Genomic DNA, 16,317 nt, shown 5'->3' with positions numbered 1-16,317 from the left:
CAATGATTCAGACGCAATGCTAGCAGATCAAAAGATCGCAGCCTTCGGCACCTCCTACATAGATCACCTGTAGGAGCTGCCACAGGCAGCGATCTTTTACTCAATCACACATGAATTCAACAGATTAACGCTGCATCCCCCAACGCTTCACCGTCACCCGCTCCAACGTATCAAACACCAGGTTCTCCACCAGCAACCCGATCAAAATCACCACCGCCAACCCGGCAAACACCTTGTCGGTGTACAGCTCATTGCGATTCTGAAAAATGTACCAACCCAACCCACCTTTCCCGCTGGTTGCACCAAACACCAATTCAGCAGCGATCAACGTGCGCCACGCAAACGCCCAGCCGATTTTCAGCCCGGCGAGGATCGACGGCAGCGCTGCCGGAATCAGGATGAACAGCACAAATCGCATGCCCTTGAGGCCGTAATTGCGGCCGGCCATGCGCAGGGTTTCCGAGACGCCGAGAAATCCGGCATAAGTGTTCAGCGCCAACGCCCACAACACCGAATGCACCAACACGAATATCAAACTGTTCTGCCCCAAGCCGAACCACAACAACGCCAGCGGCAACAGCGCAATCGCCGGCAACGGGTTGAACATTGAGGTCAGTGTACTGAGCAAGTCGCGGCCAAACTGCGTCGACACCGCCAGCGTGGTCAGGGCAAATGCCAGGACGATGCCGATCAAATACCCCTTGAGCAGCACCACCAGGGAAATCCACACCTTGCTCAGCAACTCGCCGCTGATCAGGCCGTCATACAAGGCGTGGCCGGTTTGCAGGAAACTCGGCAGCAGCAGGTCGTTGTTCGTGTAACGCGAGGCGGCTTCCCACAGCACCGCGAGCAAAATCAGGATCAGGCTTTTGCGCAGCCAGCCCTGTTGCCAAAGGCGCTGGCCCAGCGGCAGTTCACGTTCCAGAGGCACGCTGGCCAGCGGTTGCAGGACGGTTTCGAATTCTTGACGCGGTGATGATGAATGGCTCATCGGGCACTCCTCACAATGGGCTCAATAAGCGATGCGGATGTCGGCGAAATCCAGCTCACGCTCGGTTTCCGGCGACTGACCTTCATCAAACAACAACCGATGGATGCGCCGCGCCGATTCCTGGAACGCTACGCCGCCTAGGCTCTGCAAATCGTATTGATGACTGTGGACTTCCGCCCGCACCCGCCCCGGATGTGGCGACAACAACAGGATGCGGTTACCGACCACCAACGCTTCTTCGATGGAGTGCGTAACGAACAGCAACGTGAAGCGCACCTCTTCCCAGAGCAGCAGCAATTCTTCCTGCATCTTGCGTCGGGTCAGTGCATCGAGGGCGGCGAAAGGTTCGTCCATCAGGAGGATTTTCGGCTGCATCGCCAGTGCCCGAGCGATGGCAACCCGCGCCTTCATGCCGCCCGATAATGTGTGCGGGTAAGCATCGGCAAACGCCGCCAGGCCGACTTTCTCCAGATAGTGCAAGGCTCGCTCTTCTGCTTCGCGGCGCTTGAGGGTTTTCGAAGCCAGCAGCGGAAACATCACGTTCTGTTTGACGGTTTTCCACGGTGGCAGTTGATCGAACTCCTGGAACACCACGATGCGGTCCGGCCCCGGCGCATCGACGCGCTGGCCTTGCAGGCGGATCTCGCCCTCGACGGGCTGAATGAAACCGCCGACGGCCTTAAGCAACGTCGACTTACCGCAACCGGAGGGGCCAAGCAGGACAAAACGGTCCGCCGGGTCGATTTCAAAACTGACTTGATGGGTCGCCCGCACCACTCGCTGCGGTGTGCGGTATTCCAGGCTGACATTATCGACCGACAGCAGCGCTTGGGCTGCCGCGTTCGGTTTGCTGACCGTGTGGCCTTGCAAAGGGGCGTTCATCTCGGTCAGCTCCCTTGCAGCGGTTTGGCGTCCTGGAAGAAGTAATCCTTCCACGAATCCGGTTTGTTTTTTATCGCGCCCACTCGGTAAAGGAACTCGGCCAGCGGGTAGGTATTTTTTGGTGTGACGCTGAATTCGAACTGCGGGTTGTCGATGATTTTGAGCAACGCGGCGCGGTCGATTTTGGCCTTGGTGACGCGGATGTAAGTGTCCGCCGCCGCGCCTTTATCGTTCTGCGCGAATTGCGCGGCCTCGGTCAACGCTTCGACAAAGGCTTTGTAGGTTTTCGGGTTTTCGTCGCGGAATTTCTCGGTGGCGAACAGCACCGTCGGCGAATTCGGGCCGAGCACGTCATAGGAATTGAGCACGATATGGACGTTCGGGTTTTCCAGCGCCTGATCCTGGAACGGCGGGTTGGAGAAGTGCCCGGTCAGTTCGGTGCCACCCGCGATCAGCGCGGCCGTAGCGTCGGGGTGCGGAACGGCGATGGTGTACTTGTCGAGGCGGTTGAACTCCTTGTCGCCCCACTGTTTGGCGGCCGCGTATTGCAGGAACCGCGACTGCACCGACACCCCGACTGCCGGCACCGCGATGCGGTCCTTCTCGGTGAAGTCGGCGATGGTTTTAACCTTCGGATTATTGCTCACCAGGTAGTACGGGAAATTACCCAGGGACGCGACGGCTTTGACGTTCTGCTTACCGTGAGTGCGGTCCCAAATGGTCAGCAGCGGGCCGACGCCGGCACCGGCAATGTCGATGGAGCCAGAAAGCAACGCATCGTTGACCGCCGCCCCGCCGGAAAGCTGCGTCCAGTCGACCTTGATGTCGATGCCTTCCTGCTTGCCGTACTTCTCGATCAGATTCTGATCGCGCACCACGTTGAGCAGCAGGTAAACGATGCCGAACTGTTCGGCGATGCGGATTTCACCTTCGGCGTGAGCCACGGTCGGGGCCACCAGGCTGCCGGCGATCAGGCTGAAACCCAGGCCGATGGCCGCGGCCAGCGGTGCAAAGGGAAGACGTTTGGACATGATCAATCTCCGACAAATCAGAAAGGCGCGTCGCCCTGAATGGTGGTGCGATAGAGCTTGCGGCGCAGATGGCTGGGGCAGCCGGCGGCGAGGTGGATCAGCGAACGGTTGTCCCAGAACACCAGGTCATGGGCCTGCCATTGATGGCGGTAGATGTTTTGCGGCAGCACGCTATGGGCGTAGAGCTCGTCGAGCAGTTGCTTGCTCTCGTCGTCCGGCAAACCGACGATGCGGGTGGTGAAGCCTTCGCTGACGAACAACGCCTTGCGGCCGTTTTCCGGGTGGGTGCGCACGACCGGGTGAACGACTTCGGCGACTTGCGCGAGCTGCTCCGGCGTCAGGGTCGGACGCCAGTTACCTTCGAATTTGGTTTCGCTGTAGCGCGCCGTGTACGAGTGCGCAGCCGATCGCCCTTCGACGGCTTTGCGCAGCGCTTCGGGCAGGTTTTCCCAGGCTTTGTGCATATCGGCGAACAGCGTGTCACCCCCTTCAGACGGCAACTCTTGGGCATGCAGCATCGAACCCAGGCTCGGCAGTTCTTTATAGGAGAGATCGGAGTGCCAGAACTTTCCAGCGTCACCGAGGCCGATGGATTGGCCGTTTTCGATGATGTTGGAAACGATGAGAATTTCCGGGTGCCCAGTCAGCAGAAACTGCTTGAGCACATGGATCTGCAACACGCCAAAACGACGGCTGAAATCGATTTGCTGCTCGGGGGTGATGCGTTGGTCGCGGAACACCACCACGTGATGATCCAGGTGCGCGCGGTGAATGCGGGCGAAGTCCTGATCATTAATCGGGCGGGATAAATCGAGGCCTATGATTTCGGCACCGACGGCGCCACTGAACGGGCGGATTTCAAAAAGTTGTGGCGCGATGCTTGAAGAGGCTGAAGCTGCGGACATAAATCACTCCCACGCACGGCACGCTCAAGGGCGCGCGCGTCGATCAGAAACTCACGGATGTCGTGTTGGTTCGTGTCGTGCGGCGCGCCGATTGGTCGGCAGGTACGCAGGGGATTAACTTTATAGGTATAAGAACGCGAATTTAAATACCGTTAGCGAATAACCATATGGCTGAATTCGCCTATGCTGCTGACAGCATGACGCCGTTCACTTTTGAGGGATGCTTAATGTTCTACGTGCAACGCAATACAGAGGGACAACTGATGCGCGTGGAAGCCGAGGCCTACGCAGAGTCTACGGAAACGCTGCCGGCCGACCACCCAGAACTCCAGGCCTGGTTCGCCAATGAAGTCATGGCCACCAACCTCAAACAACTGAAGCAAATCAAACAGCTCAAGCAACTGCGCCAGAGTGACCTGGAGATGATCCGGGTACTAGACGACTTGATTGAGGTGCTGATCAGCAAAGGCGTGATCCTCGTCACCGACCTGCCGGCTCCGGCACAAGCCAAACTGATGGACCGTTCCCAGGCGCGGGAGGCGTTGGGCGGGTTGAGTCATTTGGTTGATGATGAGGAGGAAGGGTTTATCTGAGCCTGGCCTTATCGTAGCCCGAGCTGACGCCTTCGCGAGCAAGCTCGCTCCTACAGTTGATCGGTGTTGGTCACAGGATTTGCGTTCGACACAGGTCCCATGTGGGAGCGAGGCTTGCTCGCGAAGGCAATCTTCAACTCACCACCGGCTTATCCTTGAATAGAAACGCCAACAGCTCCGGCGATTCCAGGTGATCCAGGGCTCGTTCGACCAACAAATGAACCCCGTCGGCCATGCGGCTGATTGCCAGTGCGACAGAACGGCGCGAACCGTCTACGTCATCGGCCAGGTCGGCGGCGATGGCGCTGATGGAGAGCAGGTCTTCGGAGGCGTTGGCTAGAAGGGCTTCGATGTTGATGTCGTCGGCGACGGTGAAGAGGTGGTTACTGCGTGATTCGGTTTTCGAGGTGCCAGAGTCATCTGGCGGATTCGGAGTAACTTTAAACATATGACATACCCTGAGTAGTATTGGGGCCATCACCGTTCGTTTGCACGCGAATGGGGTGGCGGCCGTGCGCAGGTGTGCAAAACCGGGCCTACTCAGACACCCAGCAGATCCGAGGATCTCCTGCACGCAGCCGCCATAAAGCAGTGAGCATACCAATGCTCATTGAAAGGCAGTACGCGAACTAAGTATTTGGCCGGATTTGCACGTCCGAGTCACTGCTTATTCAGTGACAAACTCAGACTAGGCCTGAGCATTGGCCCGAACAAGTTCACCAACACCGCCACGGTTTGAAGGAAATCTCCGACGCTGCTGTCCCCTCTCAGATCATTCCCACACCATTGCAGCGATGGTACTGACTGACAGATCAAAAGATCGCAGCCTTCGGCAGCGCCTACAGGTGTACGCATTCCCCTGTAGGAGATGCCGAAGGCTGCGATCTTTTTCGGCCTTGGGCTCACCCCCAAGGCTTCGGCTCACCCACCAACTGCCCCTGAACCCCATAAACCCCCATCTCGCGGATCACCGACAACTCACCTTCAGTCTCAACCCGCTCGGCAATCAATGGCAGGTCAATACTGTGGGCCGCTCGCTGGATCGCTTCGATAAACAGGCGCTTGTCGCTCTCCAGATCAATCGCGCGGATGTAACTGCCGTCGATTTTCAGGTACGCCAACCCGAGCCGCGCCAGGTTGCCGATCATGCTGAAGCGACCGCCAAAGTGTTGCAGGCTTAACGAGAATCCAAGCTCACGCAAACGTCGCGTCAGGTCTTCGAGCGTGGCTTGCTCCGGCAATTGCTCTTCGCCGATTTCCAGGGTCAGCCGTGGCCCGAGATTGGAATGTGAACGCAGCGTCTCGAAGAGCGCATTCAATGCCTGCGGGTTTTCCAGGGTTGCCGAGGACAGGTTCAGCGCCAGCGATTCTTCGTGTCGGGTCATCTGATCCAGCACCAATTCCAGCATCAGCCGGTCCAGTCGTGCGGCCCAGCCAAAGCGTTCGAGCCACGGCAGGAAACGTCCGGCCGGAATGCTCTGGCCCTGGTCGTCGATCAGGCGTGAAAGCACTTTGTAGTGCAGCACCAGTTGTGTGTCCTGACTGGCCACGACTGGCTGAAAGTACAATTTGAATCGACGCTGATTCAGTGCCTGATCAAGCAGGCTGTGCCAGGCATGATGGTCCTCGCCGACGCCGGCCAGGGCACTGCGATCCAGACAGACCCAGTTCGAATCGGTCTGGCCTTCGGCCTGCGCCAACGCCTGATCCGCCAGCCCGAGCACCGCTTGCGGGGCATCGCCATGAACGAACGGCGCCAGCCCGATGGCGGCTACCGAGGCCACGTCAGTCGCGCCGGTCGCATGCAGGCTGGCCAAAGCGACATCCAGGTGCTGCGCCAGTTGCAGCGCTTCCTCACGCACCAACCCCGGCGCCAGCACGGCAAATTCGCCGCCACGAATCCGCGTGACGAGGTTTTGCGTTTCCGGGTATCTGGCGCACTCGCGGGACAACTGCTGACCGACCGCCTGAAGCAACGCATCGGTGCGTTGACCACCCAGCCGCTGGTTCAACCCCGCCAGATCCTGCACCCGCAACAGCAGCAGGTAACCGGAACTGGCCTGCTCGGGGTTGCTCACCCGTGCGTTCAATTGCATCTCGAAATAACGTCGGTTGGCCAACCCCGTCAGGTTGTCCTGATAGGACTCCACCCGCAGTTTTTCACTGCGCTCGGCTTGCTCCTGAAACAGCGCTTTGAGCTTCTCGACCATCTGGTTCATGGCCTGCACCACTCGCCGCAATTCCGGCGTGCGCGGCAGCTCCGGCAGGCTGAGAAACTCGCGGCGAGCAATGGCGTGAGACTGCTGGACCATGTAATCGAGCGGCTTCAATTGCCGACGCAACAACAGCGCGCCCAATATTGCGCTGACCACACCACACAACAGCAACCAACCCAAACTCCCCAACGCGCTCTGCCACAGCTTCGCCAGCGCGAACATCGGGTGACTGACCACCTCGACCCGCGCAGCCTGCTCCCAACCACGGCTGACAATCGCGTCGCCACCGGCGGGTTCCAGGCCGATCAGTTTGACGAACCACTCCGGCACGCGGGTATCGGCCGGGATACCGCTGCGTTCGACCAGGGTTTTGTCGTTGGATAAATCGACCAAGCGAATGCTCGCGTAATAACCGCTGTCGAAGATTGAGCTGACCAGCAATTCGGTCATCGCCGGGTCGTCGATGTTTGGCGTCAGGGACAGCGCCAGCGCGGTCGCCGCATCCTGCGCGTGGGAGCGCAACTGGTTGACGTACTGGGTGCGCGAGCTCTCCAGGCTGACCATGAAGCTGCCGGTGAAGGCGATGACCAGGAACAGACAGATAGCGATCAACAACTGTTTGAACAAAGACATCGGTGGGCGTGCTCCTAATGGGTCGTCTCGACCGGGAAACCTTCGGCCTGCATTTTTTTCAGCACATCCTGCCAACGGGACAGGCGCTTGGTGTCACCGACCTTCTGATTGCCTTTGGCGCCGGGCAACCACAATCCTTCAGCATTAAAAGAGTAGACCGGCAGCAAATCGGTTCGTTGGCTGGCCGGCTGGATCGTGTCGATCAGACTGTCGAGCACCAGCGGCATGGCGTCCGGACTGGCGTAGTAAGTCAACACCATGTGCGCGCGATTCAGGCGCAATGCCTTTACGTAAGTGATGCGCAGCTTGTCACTGGAAACCCCGAGATGGCGCAAGCTGAAATACTTGGCGATGGCGTAGTCTTCGCAGTCGCCGGCGCCTTTCCACAAGGCTTCGATTGGCGTTTCCCAATAATCGACCTGGTGCCACAGATCGATGTCCTCGACGTAGCGCAGTTGTTTGTTGAAGAAGCGGTTGACCACGTTGAGCTGTTCCAGCTCGCTGACCTGCTTCTGGGTCGCCAGCAAGTGTTGCCAATCATCAATACGCTGCTGACCTTCGCCCAAAGGCCCGTACAATGCCTGCGCCCGGCGGCTGATCAGGGAAAAATCCCAATCGGCCTGCACACCGCCCAGCAGCACGCCGGCCAGTAGCAACGCGCCGCACAGCCAGCGCAACATCCGGGAGATCGGGAGACGTACCGCCAATGCAAGGCATCCAGGGTAGGCAGGTGGAAGTCGGTTGATGGTGTAGGTTAGTCCGACAAAAAACAATGGCACGCTGAGATCACCGGCGGCACGCTAAACTGTGGAAAAGGCGTTCCGTCCGGCGTTTGACAAGGCGTCAGGCAGTTACTAGTGTCAGTTGGATCCAAAACTTCAGTCAAACAGGGTGCGTAGTAGTGACACAAAAGCCCAACCCCCTCAGCAGTATCAAGGTCAACGGGCCAATTCCCGCTCACCTGGCACGCTCGGTGATCGAAGAAACCCTGCGCTCGGCCATTCTCGACGGGCGCATTCCCTGTGGCACCGCCTTGCGCCAGCAAGACCTGGCCGACCTGTTTGGCGTCAGCCGCATGCCCGTGCGCGAAGCCTTGCGCCAACTCGAAGCCCAGGCGTTGCTCAACGTGGTCGCCCATAAAGGCGCGGTGGTCGCAGCGCTGGTCCAGGGTGATGCTGCGGAAACCTACGCCCTGCGCATCCTGCTGGAGTCCGAAGCGCTGCGATTATCCGTTCCCTTGCTTGACGCCTCGGATCTCGAACAGGCTGCCGGCTACATCGACGCATTGGAAACCGAAAACGATTTCACCGAAATAGGCCGGCTAAATCGTCTGTTCCATATGTCGCTCTACATCAAGGCTCCCAATCGTCGGCTCTTGAAACTGATCGAAGACGGGTTGAACGAAGAAGAGCGCTTCCTGCGTTTCAACCTGGAGGCCATGGGCCTGGGCAAGCTGTCCCAGGAAGATCACCGGGCACTATTGCGGGCGGCCGAAGACCGTGATGTCGAAAGCTCGGTGAAGTTGCTCGAATACCACCTCAACCGAGGGGTCGAGGTCATCACCCGATACCTCAACAGCCCTGCAGCCCTCAATAGAAAAACCCTGTAGGAGTAGGGTTAACCTGCGATAGCGATCTTAGAGGTCGCCATCGCGGGCAAGCCTCGCTCCTACAGAGAACAGTTCCGCGAACCATTCCCCTCCTCTACATCCTCCTCCCAATTCCTACGCCCCAGTGATGGCGGCTGCCTTGATTTACGCTCACTCTTGGTTGCCGACGAACAATGAACGGGCGACGCATCGCAGCAGTGGCGCAGTCCTCGCACCAAGGACCTATGGAAGGAGTCTTGCCACCGGGAACGGAAGAATCGGCGCGACCGTCGGCCAACTTCCCCCCTTAAATCACCTCAACGAGTTCAACTAGAAAGTTGCTTCGAGTGAGGCATTCACTCTTCATTAAAATTCTGACTTATATAAGACGGAAGGAGCAACTACGCCAAAATAAAACTTAATATAAAAGTCTTATTGGAACTGTTCACGCTCGCGAAAGTTAAACTTTAAATTTTATGCAAAATAACTTGCCCGACACTTTATTTATGTACTAATTTTTCTGCGTCACCCATGACCGCCGGCCGAAAGCCGCTCACCACTTAATTGCAAGCGACCAAAATCGATCAATTCGTTTGAGGCAGCCGCTCGCCAAAAGAAAACTTCGACAGCAGGCAGTGATTATTCATAACTCACTCACGTTCATTTAAAGGTTCACCCATGAAACCAACTAAAGACCGTCTCGATCAAAAAAAATCAGAACTTAGTTCGCACCCGATTTTCTCCGAAATACATTCGCTATCGGTATTGCAACGTTTTATGGAAACCCACGTGTTTGCCGTGTGGGACTTCATGTCGCTGACCAAGCGCCTGCAACAGGAGCTGACGTGCACCCACCTTCCATGGCTGCCACCGCGAGACCCGCAGGCCGCACGGTTGATCAACGAAATCGTGCTGGGTGAAGAATCCGATGACCGCCCGTCTCATGGTCACTACAGCCATTTCGAGTTGTACCTGGATGCGATGCGCGAAGTCGGCGCCAGCACGGTGGCCGTCGAACGCTTCGTAACGCTGCAACAAGAGGGCGTGAGTTACGACGTTGCACTGCAAAGCGTGGACGTTGATCCCGCGGCGGCGCAGTTTGTGCGCCATACGCTGCACACCGCGCTGCATGCGCCGGGTCACAGTGTGGCGGCGGCGTTTCTGCATGGTCGTGAGAGCGTCATCCCACAGATGTTCCAGCGCATTCTTGATGACTGGGGCATCGGCATCGATCAGGCCCCGACCTTTCGCTACTACCTCGAACGGCACATTGAAGTCGACTCTGAAGACCACGGGCCGGCCGCAGAAAAACTTCTCGCACGGCTGGTCGATGGCGATCCGCAACGGGAAGAAGACGTGTATGCCAGCGCCATCGCCGCGGTGGAAAGTCGCATCGCCTTGTGGGATGGCCTGCGCCTCAGCATGGCCGAATCCCTCGCGGAGGTGAACGCATGAACGCCGCCGACTACCTGTCGTTCGCCGATGCATGGGAGAGCCGCGCCACCATCCGCACCCGCCCGCGCCGCGTGCTGGAGAACGACGAGAAATTTATCTACCCCTTGAGCCGCCAGCCGCTGGTGCTCAGCGAAACCTTTCTGCGCGAGTGCCCCGAACAGCGCGATTTTGCCCTGGTGCAGACGCTCTACAAATTCATTAACGACGTGGTGATTTTCGAAACCGAGATCGTCGACAAGACCGCCCGCAGCATCGCCAAGAATCGCTTTGCCGTGACCTTCCCGTTCGCCTGTCGCTACGACGCGATGACCGTGGTCGTAGACGAGGATTACCACGCGCTGGTAGCCATGGATTTCATGCAGCAAACCGTTGCCATGACCGGCATCACACCGATCGAACTGCCGGACGAAATCGAGTTGAGCCGGGCAATTCCGGCGGCCGTCGAGTTGGCGCCGCAACACCTGCGCAGCGCCATGGAACTGATCTGTGTGGCCATTGCCGAGAACACCGTCACCGGCGATGTCGCGGCGTTCGCCAAGGACGACACCGTCAAGCAATCGATCAAGGGTTTGATGGCCGACCACCTCCTCGACGAAGGCCGTCACTCCGGTTTCTGGTCACGGCTGGTGCGCATCTACTGGCATACCGCGAGCGAAGCCGACCGCCAGTGCATCGCGCAAATCCTGCCGGTGTTCATTGGCCATTACCTGACCAACGACATCCAGAAGTCCTTTGATTTCCGCCTGATCGACGCCTTGCAGATCAGCGACGCAGCTAGGCGCGAGCTGAAAAGCGAAGTGTCAGGGCTGGCCTTCCCGATCAATCGCCATCATCCGCTGGTTGCCAACATCGTGCGGTTTTTCCGCAGCAGTTCGTTGCTGGATTCGCCGTGCGTGCAAAGCGCCTTGAGCGACTACCTGACTTGACGAGGAGCACCTCATGAGACGTCTCGACATTCTGCTCGTTGGACACAGCCAGGCCCTGACCGACCTGGCGCTGGAACTCGAACAACACGGTCATGCACTGACGCGGCTGACAACGCGCGACGAAATGACGGCGGTTCATGCGGATCTGCTGATCGATGACACCAGCCTGCCGTTTCAGGGCTACGACGACGTACCGCGACTGTCGCTGCAACTGGGCATTGGCTTGCCGGGCATCTGCGGCCTGCCAGCGCTGGATCTTCTGTGCCTGCACAATTCGACGTTGCTCAGTCGCGTGCCGATTGCCGATGAGCCGTCGGGAAATGGCCAGACGCTGCGCCTGCGCGCGGTGGCGGAACTGGTGGATCACGTGGCGTTGCTGGTCAGCCGCTACTCGCGGGATGCCGAGTATTTTCTGCTCGCTGAACCGGCTTCTACAGCGCCATTCGAACGGGTGGACAATCTGCGATGGCTGGAGAGCCTTGCGTTCGTGCATCGCCTGAACGCGACCGCTGACACAGCGCTACTGCAAGTGGCGCAGACGCCGATGATCGAACGTCTGGAGCAGAGTCTCATCCGGTGCGCCGAACGCCCGGCGCTGAGCATCGCTGGCAACTCACTCTCCTATCGCCAATTGCACGCCCACAGCCGCGCCATTGCGCAGCGGTTGCAGCCGCTGCTGGATCAGCATCAAGGGCCGGTAGTAGTCGGGATCTGCCTGCCAAAATGCGCCGCGTTGTATGCGGCGATTATGGCGATTCTGGGCAGTGGCGCGGTGTACCTGCCGCTGGAGCCCAGTCATCCACTGCAACGCCAGCAATACATTCTGTCGAACGCCGGTGCAGTGCTGCTGTTGCATGACGGGCAGCATCCGCTCGCGTCAGAAATGCCTGCGCTCGACATCACCCGCATCGACTTCGACGAGGTGGACCTCAATCAACCGTTGATGCGCCAACCTCTCGATCTCGATGCGCCGTGCATGGCGCTCTACACCTCGGGCACCACCGGCCATCCCAAAGGTGTGCTGTTGAGCCAGGCCAACCTCGCCCACTTCACCGCGTGGTACGCCGACTACGTGCAACTGAACGAGCAGAGTCGAGTGCTGCAATTTTCGTCGTTGAGTTTCGACTCTTCGCTGATCGATATTTTTCCGACCCTGCTGCAAGGTGCGCAGCTGATCGTGCCCAGCGATGACCAGCGCCGCGATCCACTGCAATTGGTGGAATTGATCCGCGAACAACACTTGAGCCACGCCTTTTTACCGCCGGCGTTGCTGAGCATCCTGCCGCTGGAGCCACTGCAAAACCTCGATCACGTGATGACGGGCGGCGACGTCTGCGAGCCCTGTGTCATCGAGCAACTGACAAGGCACGGCAACCTCTACAACCTCTACGGCCCAACCGAAGCCACCGTGCTGATCACCGCACGACAACTGCGACCCGGCGACAACAACCGCACCCTCGGTGCACCAATCGCCAACAGTCAGGTGCTGATTCTCGATGAGGATTTGCAACCGGTCGCAGAGCAAACCGTCGGTGAGTTGTACATCGTCGGGCCGGGTGTGTGCCTGGGTTACCTGAACAACCCACAGCAGACCGCCGAGCGCTATCTGACCTTGCCGCTGCCCGATGGCCAGAGCCTGCGCGCCTACCGCAGCGGCGACATGGCGAAGTGGACCGCTGACGGAATCGAACTGTGCGGCCGGCGAGACAATCAGGTGAAGATTCGTGGTTTTCGGGTCGAGCCGGAAGAGATCGAACGCTGCCTGCGCGACGGTCAGTTGTACCGTCAGGTAGTCGTCGTCATCGACAGCCATCGACGGATTCTGGCCTTCCTCGCTCAGCCTCAGGAACCTCAACCCGGCATCGCTCGTGAAGCATTGAAAGCCCACGCGATGCAGTACCTGCCGGACTACATGCAGCCCATCGCCTGGACCGAGCTGACGAGCATGCCCTACGCCAGCAACGGCAAGGTCGATCGCAAGGCGCTGCTGGCGTTGCCGGTCAGCGTCAGCGAAAACATCTCGCGCCGCTTACCCACAAACGCCGATGAAGCGCTGTTGCTGGATCTTTGGACCGAGCTCCTGGAGTTGCCGGCCAGCGATATTTCCACCGATGAAAGCTTCTTCAATCTGGGCGGTCATTCGATCCTGCTGTCGCGCATGCTCCTGCGTTTGCGCGAGGAATTCGGCCGCAGCATTTCGATCAACCGCTTCATCGAACAGCCCACTATCGAGAAACTGGCGACGTTGGTGCGCGGCTCCGGCAGCGAAGAAGTACTGAGCGAACAAGCGATGGCCGACGTGGTGCGCGAACTGGAATTGCAGCCGTTGCCGGACAGCCGCATAGGGGATGTGCATAAGGTGATCGTCACCGGGGCCAACAGTTTTGTCGGCGTGCACATCGTCGAAGCGTTGCTGGCGTGGGGTGCCAGTGAAGTCGCGTGTCTGGTGCGCGAGGGCAACGGGCAAACGGCGGAGGAGCGTTTCGTTCAGGCGTTGCGCGAGAACCGTCTGGAGCATCTGGACCTGAGTCGAGTGCGGATTTACGCGGCGGACATTACGCGCCCCGAACTGGGGTTGGCTGCCGAGGTTTACGAACGCCTGGATCGAGAGTTCGGCGCGCTGGTGCACAACGCCGCCAACGTCAATCACGTGCTCGATTACGCGTCACTGGCGCGGGACAACGTCGAGCCGATTTTCGAGTGCCTGCAGCTGTGCGAAGGGCGTTGTAAAAAGATCTTCAACTTCGTCTCGACGCTCTCGGCGTCCAGCACGGTTTCCGCCGATGGCCGGGTGCTTGAATTGCCCGCCGCGCAGACCCCGCCGATCTACATCAAGAACGGCTACAACCTGTCCAAGTGGGTGGGCGAGCGGATCCTCGAGCGCGCACGGGAGCGCGGTGTGCGGGTCAATATTTATCGCCCCGGCAACATCAGTTTCAACAGCCTCACCGGCGTGTGCCAGCCGCACAAAAATCGGTTGATGCTGATGCTCAAAGGCTCGATCCAACTCGGCCAGGTGCCCGAATTCGCGCTGAATTTCGACCTGATGCCGGTGGATTTCCTCGCCCGATTCATCGCCTTCCATGCCAGCCGGTATCAGCCGGAAAAAGCCGTATTCAACCTGCACAACCCCGAGCCGCTGAGTTGGGACAACTACGTGGCGTCCTTTCGCGAAACGGGCCGGGAGTTTTCCCTGGTCAGTGTTGCCGACTGGCAGCAGCAACTGGGTCGAGTCGACAGCGACAACGCGCTGTTTGGTGTGCTGGGTTTCTACCTCAACGGCTTTGAGGAAGACATCGGCGATATCTCGATGATCGGCCACGACAACGCTCAGGCCGGCGTGCGGCAGATGGGCGCGCGCTACCCGGAAAAATCCCCGGCGCTGCTGCGTCGCGGCTGCGACTACCTAAAAGAAATCAACTTCATCTGATTCAACCCAACGGAGCAAAACCATGAACACAATGCAACCCGATACCCTGATCAAAAACCCGCAAGGCTGTCACGTCGTGTCCTCGGTGCAAGTGCCGGCCGATGCGGCGCAGGTCTGGGCGGTGGTCGGCAACTTTGCCGGCTTCGATCGATTCATTCCGGCGCTGTCGCACATCGAGATGACCGGCGAGGGCGTGTCGTCTCTGCGCAAGAAGTTCTTCAAAGACGGCAACCTAGTGGTCGAGCAACTCAACTCCCGGGACGACCAGGCGCTGAGCATGACCTGGACCACGATTTACAACACGCTTGGCGCGGCCAATTTGTGGGCGGCGATGCAGGTGAAACCCGTGGGTATGGGCAAGTCCGTCGCGACCTGGACCATCATCGCCGAACCCGCCCAGGGTGGCCCCGAAGCGCTGCCAGGTTTCACGGATTTCGTGCAGGGCTTTGCCGATGACGCGATGAACAATGTGCTGAAGTTGTTTGTGTAAGGCTTTCGTTTGGCGGTGAGTGATCCACCGCTATCGCGAGCACGCTCGCCCCCACAGGGTTTCCAGTTATTCACAAAGGGTGTGATCACTGAAAATCCACTGTAGGAGCGAGCCTGAACTGGCGATTGGATGATGATCCGGAGGTGTCAGTAGCGGTTGCAAAATCCACACCCCGTGATGCCAACGCGACTAATTAACATTTGTGACGTCCGAGCTGTCGCGTTCATGTCCTCACCTGAGTTTGCAGTACAGGCGCTTTAGAGTAGCCATCATGGTTGGCTCAACACGTGACTGCGCACACGGTTGGGCAATGCCGCCGACTCGGCAGACCTGGCCCGGTGCGACCCACCGTTATGACTACGCATTCGACAGCGTAGTGCTGATGCCCTGCGACTGGGTGGCGCGGCGCGGTACGTCGGTTATAGCTGGGCCGATGCGGAAAACACCATGAAGGTGCCGTCATATACCTTGTTTGATGCCTCTATCGGTTATGACTTGGGCAAGGTGGGCTTGAAGGGTATTGATGTGTGTTTGAACGCGAACAACCTGACCAACGAATCCTATGTGGCCTCGTGGCCAGCCTGAATTTCTGCTACATGGATGAGAGCCTAATGTCGCCGCGACGGTGAGCTACCAGTTCTAATCGTCCTCAGCAATTACAAAAAAGCCAGCCCCTGTATCCAGGGGCTGGCTTTTTTGTGTCTACGACTTTTGGTAGCCCTATAACGACAAAACCCCTGTCTGCGTATGCAGACAGGGGTTTCGGAATTCAATCTTGACGATGACCTACTCTCACATGGGGAAACCCCACACTACCATCGGCGATGCATCGTTTCACTGCTGAGTTCGGGATGGGATCAGGTGGTTCCAATGCTCTATGGTCGTCAAGAAATTCTGTGTGCCGGTTCGTCTGTAGTGACGTGCCAGCGAATTCTTGATGTTTCTACTTTAAAGACAAAACCCCAACTGCTTTCGCAATTGGGGTTTCGGAATTTAATCTTGACGATGACCTACTCTCACATGGGGAAACCCCACACTACCATCGGCGATGCATCGTTTCACTACTGAGTTCGGGATGGGATCAGGTGGTTCCAAGGCTCTATGGTCGTCAAGAAATTCGGGTACTGAAGCGTCTTTCAACGTTTCAGCAAATTGGGTATGTAATAGATTTGTGTGT

Annotated in this window: 13 protein-coding genes, 2 rRNA genes and 1 pseudogene; 7 read left to right on the top strand and 9 right to left on the bottom strand. The window is 58.4% G+C overall.

Annotation, left to right across the window (positions count from 1 at the left end):
- Positions 1-124 precede the first annotated feature (124 nt).
- The 4 genes from KUF73_RS26820 to KUF73_RS26805 are packed head-to-tail and all read right to left on the bottom strand — an operon-like array spanning position 125 to position 3,809.
- Complete coding sequence (locus tag KUF73_RS26820) at positions 125-991, bottom strand: ABC transporter permease (RefSeq protein ID WP_218440992.1); 867 nt, start codon at positions 989-991, stop codon at positions 125-127.
- A 21-nt stretch (positions 992-1,012) separates the two neighbouring features.
- Positions 1,013-1,873 carry an ABC transporter ATP-binding protein gene (locus tag KUF73_RS26815; protein WP_218440991.1) on the bottom strand — a complete coding sequence of 287 codons (861 nt, stop codon included), beginning with the start codon at positions 1,871-1,873 and terminating at the stop codon, positions 1,013-1,015.
- A gap of 5 nt (positions 1,874-1,878) precedes the next feature.
- Positions 1,879-2,904, bottom strand: coding sequence for an ABC transporter substrate-binding protein (locus KUF73_RS26810; RefSeq protein WP_218440990.1), 1,026 nt, complete (start codon positions 2,902-2,904; stop codon positions 1,879-1,881).
- 17 nt (positions 2,905-2,921) lie between these two features.
- The gene (locus KUF73_RS26805) at positions 2,922-3,809 is read right to left on the bottom strand and encodes a TauD/TfdA family dioxygenase (RefSeq protein WP_218440989.1); all 888 of its coding nucleotides are present in this window, start codon (positions 3,807-3,809) and stop codon (positions 2,922-2,924) included.
- Between the two features lie 227 nt (positions 3,810-4,036).
- Between KUF73_RS26805 and KUF73_RS26800 the strand changes: the two genes are divergently transcribed.
- The gene (locus KUF73_RS26800; RefSeq protein ID WP_218441056.1) at positions 4,037-4,402 is read left to right on the top strand and encodes a tryptophan synthase subunit beta; all 366 of its coding nucleotides are present in this window, start codon (positions 4,037-4,039) and stop codon (positions 4,400-4,402) included.
- Positions 4,403-4,535: 133 nt separating this feature from the next.
- Here KUF73_RS26800 and KUF73_RS26795 read toward each other — a convergent pair whose 3' ends face one another.
- From KUF73_RS26795 to lapG, 3 genes are all read right to left on the bottom strand, one after another.
- Positions 4,536-4,850 carry a DUF6124 family protein gene (locus KUF73_RS26795; protein WP_218440988.1) on the bottom strand — a complete coding sequence of 105 codons (315 nt, stop codon included), beginning with the start codon at positions 4,848-4,850 and terminating at the stop codon, positions 4,536-4,538.
- Between the two features lie 454 nt (positions 4,851-5,304).
- On the bottom strand, positions 5,305-7,251 hold the full coding sequence (gene lapD, locus KUF73_RS26790) for a cyclic di-GMP receptor LapD (RefSeq protein ID WP_218440987.1): 1,947 nt from the start codon (positions 7,249-7,251) through the stop codon (positions 5,305-5,307).
- 14 nt (positions 7,252-7,265) lie between these two features.
- Entirely contained in the window at positions 7,266-7,958 is a 693-nt protein-coding gene (gene lapG / locus KUF73_RS26785; RefSeq protein ID WP_218440986.1) for a cysteine protease LapG, read from the bottom strand.
- A 194-nt stretch (positions 7,959-8,152) separates the two neighbouring features.
- Between lapG and KUF73_RS26780 the strand changes: the two genes are divergently transcribed.
- The 6 genes and pseudogenes from KUF73_RS26780 to KUF73_RS26755 form a co-directional block, all read left to right on the top strand.
- On the top strand, positions 8,153-8,860 hold the full coding sequence (locus KUF73_RS26780; RefSeq protein ID WP_218440985.1) for a GntR family transcriptional regulator: 708 nt from the start codon (positions 8,153-8,155) through the stop codon (positions 8,858-8,860).
- Between the two features lie 657 nt (positions 8,861-9,517).
- Positions 9,518-10,294 (top strand): DUF3050 domain-containing protein, encoded by a 777-nt coding sequence (locus KUF73_RS26775; protein ID WP_218440984.1) that lies wholly within the window; start codon positions 9,518-9,520, stop codon positions 10,292-10,294.
- Complete coding sequence (locus tag KUF73_RS26770) at positions 10,291-11,220, top strand: diiron oxygenase (RefSeq protein ID WP_218440983.1); 930 nt, start codon at positions 10,291-10,293, stop codon at positions 11,218-11,220. Before KUF73_RS26775 ends, KUF73_RS26770 begins: the two co-directional genes overlap by 4 nt.
- 13 nt (positions 11,221-11,233) lie before the next feature.
- Entirely contained in the window at positions 11,234-14,650 is a 3,417-nt protein-coding gene (locus KUF73_RS26765) for a non-ribosomal peptide synthetase (protein ID WP_218440982.1), read from the top strand.
- A gap of 22 nt (positions 14,651-14,672) precedes the next feature.
- Positions 14,673-15,140 (top strand): SRPBCC family protein, encoded by a 468-nt coding sequence (locus KUF73_RS26760; protein ID WP_218440981.1) that lies wholly within the window; start codon positions 14,673-14,675, stop codon positions 15,138-15,140.
- A gap of 355 nt (positions 15,141-15,495) precedes the next feature.
- A pseudogene (locus KUF73_RS26755) lies at positions 15,496-15,783 on the top strand (TonB-dependent receptor domain-containing protein); the annotation flags it as partial.
- 130 nt (positions 15,784-15,913) lie between these two features.
- On the opposite strand, the gene rrf (KUF73_RS26750) reads toward KUF73_RS26755, so the two are convergent.
- Positions 15,914-16,029 (bottom strand): 5S ribosomal RNA (rrf, locus tag KUF73_RS26750).
- Between the two features lie 108 nt (positions 16,030-16,137).
- Positions 16,138-16,253: ribosomal RNA gene (gene rrf, locus KUF73_RS26745) — 5S ribosomal RNA — on the bottom strand.
- Positions 16,254-16,317 lie beyond the last annotated feature (64 nt).

Origin of the sequence: Pseudomonas sp. PD9R (genome assembly GCF_019200975.1) — a bacterium.
GTDB lineage: Bacteria > Pseudomonadota > Gammaproteobacteria > Pseudomonadales > Pseudomonadaceae > Aquipseudomonas.
Note: the sequence above shows the minus strand (reverse complement) of the source record. Positions and strands in the feature narration are given on the sequence as shown.

Bases quoted from the DNA above. Each gene is read 5' to 3' on its own strand.
- KUF73_RS26820 (WP_218440992.1), bottom strand. From the start codon at position 991: ATGAGCCATTCATCATCACCGCGTCAAGAATTCGAAACCGTCCTGCAA.
- KUF73_RS26815 (WP_218440991.1), bottom strand. From the start codon at position 1,873: ATGAACGCCCCTTTGCAAGGCCACACGGTCAGCAAACCGAACGCGGCA.
- KUF73_RS26810 (WP_218440990.1), bottom strand. From the start codon at position 2,904: ATGTCCAAACGTCTTCCCTTTGCACCGCTGGCCGCGGCCATCGGCCTG.
- KUF73_RS26805 (WP_218440989.1), bottom strand. From the start codon at position 3,809: ATGTCCGCAGCTTCAGCCTCTTCAAGCATCGCGCCACAACTTTTTGAA.
- KUF73_RS26800 (WP_218441056.1), top strand. From the start codon at position 4,037: ATGTTCTACGTGCAACGCAATACAGAGGGACAACTGATGCGCGTGGAA.
- KUF73_RS26795 (WP_218440988.1), bottom strand. From the start codon at position 4,850: ATGTTTAAAGTTACTCCGAATCCGCCAGATGACTCTGGCACCTCGAAA.
- lapD (WP_218440987.1), bottom strand. From the start codon at position 7,251: ATGTCTTTGTTCAAACAGTTGTTGATCGCTATCTGTCTGTTCCTGGTC.
- KUF73_RS26775 (WP_218440984.1), top strand. From the start codon at position 9,518: ATGAAACCAACTAAAGACCGTCTCGATCAAAAAAAATCAGAACTTAGT.
- KUF73_RS26770 (WP_218440983.1), top strand. From the start codon at position 10,291: ATGAACGCCGCCGACTACCTGTCGTTCGCCGATGCATGGGAGAGCCGC.
- KUF73_RS26765 (WP_218440982.1), top strand. From the start codon at position 11,234: ATGAGACGTCTCGACATTCTGCTCGTTGGACACAGCCAGGCCCTGACC.
- KUF73_RS26760 (WP_218440981.1), top strand. From the start codon at position 14,673: ATGAACACAATGCAACCCGATACCCTGATCAAAAACCCGCAAGGCTGT.